The sequence below is a fragment of the Cellulomonas pasadenensis genome (assembly GCF_047229365.1).
Taxonomy (GTDB): Bacteria; Actinomycetota; Actinomycetes; order Actinomycetales; family Cellulomonadaceae; genus Cellulomonas.
Genome location: NZ_JBFTEP010000187.1, coordinates 1 through 5314, shown reverse-complemented (window position 1 = coordinate 5314; position 5314 = coordinate 1). Strand labels below are relative to the sequence as shown.

The 5314-nt window shown below is 77.2% G+C and carries 6 protein-coding genes; 5 read left to right on the top strand and 1 reads right to left on the bottom strand.

Features of this window, described 5'->3' with window-relative positions; all coding sequences use genetic code 11:
* Positions 1-211: 211 nt before the first annotated feature.
* A complete protein-coding gene (locus tag AB6N23_RS17105; protein ID WP_412867181.1) occupies positions 212-1195 on the bottom strand; it encodes a helix-turn-helix transcriptional regulator in 984 nt (327 codons plus the stop codon).
* Positions 1196-1291: 96 nt separating this feature from the next.
* On the opposite strand from AB6N23_RS17105, the gene AB6N23_RS17100 reads away from it, so the two are divergent.
* The 5 genes from AB6N23_RS17100 to AB6N23_RS17080 all read left to right on the top strand — a co-directional run bounded on the left by AB6N23_RS17100 (position 1292) and on the right by AB6N23_RS17080 (position 5246).
* Entirely contained in the window at positions 1292-2311 is a 1020-nt protein-coding gene (locus AB6N23_RS17100; protein WP_412867180.1) for an ATP-binding cassette domain-containing protein, read from the top strand.
* Positions 2308-3129, top strand: coding sequence for an ABC transporter permease (locus AB6N23_RS17095; protein WP_412867179.1), 822 nt, complete (start codon positions 2308-2310; stop codon positions 3127-3129). The genes AB6N23_RS17100 and AB6N23_RS17095 overlap by 4 nt, the downstream gene beginning before the upstream one ends.
* A gap of 144 nt (positions 3130-3273) precedes the next feature.
* The gene (locus AB6N23_RS17090; protein WP_412867178.1) at positions 3274-3957 is read left to right on the top strand and encodes a DUF6518 family protein; all 684 of its coding nucleotides are present in this window, start codon (positions 3274-3276) and stop codon (positions 3955-3957) included.
* 137 nt (positions 3958-4094) lie between these two features.
* Positions 4095-4667, top strand: a complete 573-nt coding sequence (locus tag AB6N23_RS17085) for a methylated-DNA--[protein]-cysteine S-methyltransferase (protein ID WP_412867177.1) — start codon at positions 4095-4097, stop codon at positions 4665-4667.
* A 33-nt stretch (positions 4668-4700) separates the two neighbouring features.
* Complete coding sequence (locus tag AB6N23_RS17080) at positions 4701-5246, top strand: DUF1697 domain-containing protein (RefSeq protein WP_412867176.1); 546 nt, start codon at positions 4701-4703, stop codon at positions 5244-5246.
* The last annotated feature ends 68 nt before the right edge of the window (positions 5247-5314 follow it).

The window sequence follows — 5314 nt, the reverse complement described above, 5'->3', positions numbered from 1 at the left end:
CCCATACTGGGCAGCGTCGGCAGCTTCTGTTGTTAATACGAGACAGGGCGCGGTCCGCACGGGCGGGTCGCGGCCCGCGGCGACGAGGGGGGCGGCGCGCCGCCGTCCCGGCGCTCGGTGACCCGCCGGCCCCGCCCGACCGGGCCGACGGCGGGCGACGGCCCCGAAGGTGCCGACGGTCGGTGAGCCGCCCGCGCCGCCCGGCCGCCGCTCACCTCGCCGCGTGCCGCAGCCGGTCCGCCAGCGCCCGCGCGGCGTCGTGCAGCTCCTGCGGCCGGACGACCTCGAACGGCACGCCGTACATCGACACCATCGAGACCAGCCCCTCCCACGACCACGACCCGGTGACGAGCCGCGCGCGGTCGTCGCCGACGGGCTCCACGAGCGCGTCGCGCCCCGCCCAGCGGGCGACCTCGGCCGCGGGCAGGGCGAGCACCACCTCCCCGCGGCACGGCCACGCCGGTCGCGCGCCGAGCCGGTCGGCGACGAACGCGGACACGTCGCCGCCCGGCACGGCGCGCGCGGGCACGCGGGGTCCGGTCGGCGTGCGGGGCGTCATGCGGTCGACGCGGAACGTGCGCCAGTCGGTGCGGTCGAGGTCGTACGCGACGAGGTACCAGCGCCCGCCCCACGTGACCAGGTGGTGCGGCTCGACGCGCCGTGGCGGCCGGAACGCGGCCGCGCCGGTGCCGACCACGGGGCCGCTGCCGCCGTCGTAGTCGAACCGCAGGACCGCGCGGGCGCGCACCGCGGCACCCACGGCGAGCAGGACGTCCGGCGGGACCGCGGGCCGCTCGCGCCGGTCGTCCCGCGGGACGACCGTGACGGCGAGCGCGTCGGCGGCGGCCCGCAGCCGGGCGGGCATCACCTGGCGCAGCGTCGCGAGCGCGCGCCCGGCCGCCTCGTCGACGCCGTCGACCCCCGTGGACGCGGTCTGCAGCGCGAGGGTGAGCGCGAGCACCTGCTCGTCGTCGAGCATCAGCGGCGGCATCTGGCTGCCGGCCTCGAGGCGGTAGCCGCCGTCAGGTCCCTTCGTCGCGTGCACGGGGTAGCCGAGGTCGCGCAGGCGGTCGACGTCGCGGCGGACGGTGCGCGGGCTGACGCCGAGCCGGTCCGCGAGCACCTCGCCGGGCCAGTCGCGGCGCGACTGCAGCAGCGACAGCAGCGAGAGGAGGCGGGCGGACGGTCCGGACATGCGCTCAGCCTGGCACCGGTGGCGGACAGGATCTGACCGCTACCGGGGGAAGGGTGGGCGTCGTCCCAGCCGCTCGACCGCTTCGCAGGAGACCTCATGATCCGCACCCGTGGGCTGACGAAGGACTTCGTCGTCAGCCGCACCGAGACCGTGCACGCCGTGCGCGGCGTCGACCTCGACGTCGAGCCCGGCGAGCTCGTCGCCGTCCTCGGCCCCAACGGCGCCGGGAAGTCGACCACCATGCGCATGCTCACCACGCTGATCCGCCCCACGGGCGGGACGGCGACGGTCGCCGGCGCGGACGTCGTCGCGCAGCCCGCGCTCGTGCGCCGGCGCATCGGCTACGTCGGGCAGGGCAACGGCGCCGGGCACGCCCAGCGCGTCGGCGACGAGCTGGTCGTGCAGGGCCGCGTGTACGGCCTCGACCGGGCGTCGGCCCGCCGCCGCGCGGACGAGCTCCTCGACGCCCTCGACCTCGCCGAGCTCGCCCGCCGCAAGGTGACCGACCTGTCCGGCGGTCAGCGCCGCCGGCTCGACGTCGCGCTCGGCCTCGTCCACGCGCCCCGCCTGCTGTTCCTCGACGAGCCGAGCACCGGGCTCGACCCGCACACCCGCGCGAACCTGTGGCAGCACGTGCTGCGGCTGCGCCGCGAGCACGACATGACGATCGTGCTGACGACGCACTACCTCGACGAGGCCGACACGATGGCCGAGCGCGTCGTCGTCGTCGACCACGGCCGGGTGATCGCCGACGACACCGCCGACGGCCTCAAGCGGGACCTGGCCGGCGACCGCCTCGAGGTCACCGCCGCCTCGCCCGACGACGCGGCCCGCCTGGCCGCGCTCGTCGAGCGGCTCCCCGGCGGCCGCGAGGTCGTGGTGACCGGCACGCACGTGACCGGGCGGGTGGCCGACGGCCCGGCGTCCGTGCCGGCGGTGGTGCGCGCCGCGGACGCCGCGGGCGTCGGGCTCCTCGCGGCGCAGGCCGTGCGCCCGACCCTCGACGACGTCTTCCTCGCCCTCACCGGGCGCAGCCTGCGCGACGGCGGCCCCGCCGACGCGACCGCCACCGACGAGCAGCAGGCGGCCGCGGCCGCCGGGAAGGACGCGGCATGACCACGACGACGCAGGAGCCCGTGACGACCACCGCACCGACCGCGCCCGAGGAGCGCCGCTCGTGGTGGGGCGACGTGTGGCTCGTCATGGCGCGCGAGCTGCGGCCCGTCGTCCGCGAGCCGTTCTCGGTGGTGTTCGGCCTCGTCCAGCCGCTCGTCTTCCTCGGGCTGTTCGGCCCGCTGCTCGCGGGTTCCGCCGGCGCCGCCGTGCCGGGCGGCACGGTGTGGCAGTGGTTCGTGCCCGGGATCCTCGTGATGACGACGCTGTTCGGCACGTCGACCACCGGCTCCAACCTGCAGTACGAGATGCAGACCGGCGCGCACGAGCGGCTGCTCGTGACGCCGCTGTCGCGGTCCTCGCAGCTGGTGGGCCGCTCGCTCAAGGAGATGGTGCCGCTGGTCGCGCAGGCGCTGCTCATCGTCGTCGTCATGCTGCCGTTCGGCTTCCGGCCGGACCCCGTCGGCACCGTGCTGGGCCTCGCGCTGCTCGCGGTGCTGGGTGTCGGCCTCGGGTCGCTCAGCTACGCGCTCGCCATCGCGGTGCGCAAGCAGGAGTGGATGTTCTGGGCCGTGCAGCAGACCGTGCTGTTCCCCGTGATGATCCTGTCCGGCCTCCTGCTGCCGCTCGAGAACGGCCCGCGGTGGATGCAGGCCGCCGCGCAGGTGAACCCGCTGCGGTGGGTCGTGGACGCGGAGCGTGCGTTGTTCGCCGGTGACCTGACGGCGTCCGCCGTGGTCTGGGGCGCCGTGGCCGCGGCGGCGACGGCCGGGCTCGGGCTGCTCGTCGGGGTCCGCACCATCCTGCGCTCGACCGACTGACGGCCGTCCCCGGGGCACCCGCGCCGCCCGTCGCGGCGGGTGCCCCGGGACGGACGGGCGTACGACCGTGGGCGGACACCGGCGCGCACGACGTTCGCCCTCGGGCAGATGCCGGCCCGCCGGGCCCTGCCGAGACTGGACGGCATGACGTCCCCCTCCGTCCCGCTCGCCCGCGCCCGCACGGACGCCGCCGTCGCCGGCCCCGTGCGCTCCGTCGGTTCCGTGCGCTCCGCCCGTGCCCGGCTCGCGCCCACGCTCGGCCGCGCGCTCCTCGCCGTCGCCGCGGGCCTCGTCACGGGGTCCCTCACGTCGTTCGGACAGACCGTCCTCGACGAGCCGTTCCGCGGCCTCGCGAACGGCGTCAGCCCGTGGCTGCTCGTGCCGTTCGCCGTGGGCGCCACCGCGCTCGGCCGGCGCGGCGCGGCGCTGCTCGGCCTCCTCGCGTGCCTCTCGCAGGTGCCCGGGTACTACGTCACCGCCGCGATGCGCGGCTTCCCCGTGGGGACGTCGTGGCTGGCCGTGTGGGCGGTGTGCGGCGTGCTGGGCGGCGTGGCGCTGGGCCTCGCCGGCCACTCGTGGTGGCGCGGCGCCGACCGCGAGCGCGGCGTCGGCGCGGCGCTGCTGGCGGCGGCGTGGCTCGCGGAGGCGGTCGTGACGTACGCCGTCGTGCTGCGGTACCCGGGGGACGCCGTCGTGTTCGCCGTCGTCGGCGCGCTCGTGGTCGGCGTGCTCGGCGTGCACCGGCGTCAGCACCTGCTGGTGCTGACGTGGCTCGCGCCCGCTCTGCTCCTCGCGTCGCTGGGGTTCCTCGCGCTGCACCGCGTCTGACCGCGCCACGCCGCGTCCGGGCCGCGTCGCCGCTGCCGCGGCCGAGGCGGACGTCCGGCGACCTCACACCGGGTGCGCGGCCGGCGTCTACGTCCGGAGGCGGCGCACGGGCCGCCGTGTCGGGGGCGACGGGCAGGATGGTGGACGTGGACGGGACGACGACGGACGCGACGGCGAGCGCGACGACGGCGGGCGGGCTGGTGCACGCCGTGCTCGACGCACCGGTCGGGCCGGTGGTCGTCGCGGTGCACGACGGTGCGGTGACGCACCTGCGGCTGCCGCGCACGGACGGCTCGCCGGCGGCGGACGACGTGGGCGACCGGGTCGACCCGGGCGACGACGCGGTCCTGGCCGCGGCGGTGCGTCAGCTCACGGCCTACTTCGCGGGGGACCTGCGCGACTTCGACCTGCCCCTGCGCTACGCCGGCACCGCGTTCCAGCGTCGCGTGTGGGACGGGCTGCGCCGGATCCCGTACGGCACGACGACGTCGTACGGCGCGCTCGCCGAGGCGGTCGGCCTCGACCCGCGGACCACCGCGCGTGCCGTCGGCGCGGCGAACGGTGCCAACCGCATGGCGATCGTGGTGCCGTGCCACCGCGTCATCGGCGCGGGCGGCAAGTTGGTCGGCTTCGCCGCGGGGCTCGACCGCAAGCGCGCCCTGCTCGAGCTCGAGCGCCGCGCGGTCGGCGGCCCCGACCTGCTGTTCTGACGTCCTGCGGCGACGGTTCGGAGGAGGGGCGCGATGTCGACGGTCATGGTGGCGCTGCTGCGCGGCGTCAACGTCGGTGCGTCGACGAAGGTGCCGATGGCGGACCTGCGCCGCGTCGTCGCCGGGTGCGGCTACGGCGACGTCCGCACGTACGTGACCAGCGGCAACGTCGTCCTCACCGCGGACGACCCCGACCCGGCCGCCGTCGCCGACCGCCTGCGGGCGGCGTGCGCCGAGGCGTTCCCGGTGCGCCCCGACGTCGTGGTCCGCACGCGCGACGAGCTGCACGCCGTCGTGGCGGCCAACCCGTTCCTCGACCGCGACGACGACCCGACGCACCACCACGTCGTCTTCCTGCCGGGTCAGGACCCGCCGGTCGCGCCCGACCTCGACGTCGCCGCGTTCCACCCGGAGGACCTGGCGCTGGGCGCGCGCGAGGTCTACCTGTACCTGCCGCACGGCATGGGCCGGTCGGCGCTGGCTGCACGGCTCGCGGCACGCAAGGGCCAGCGGGGCACGGCCCGCAACTGGCGCACGGTGACGACGCTGACGTCGATGGCGGACGCGGCCGGCGGCTGAGCGGTCCGCTCGGCCGCCGAGCACCCGTGGGCGCGGCTCGCCCGCGCCGCCGGTCACCGGTCGGGCGC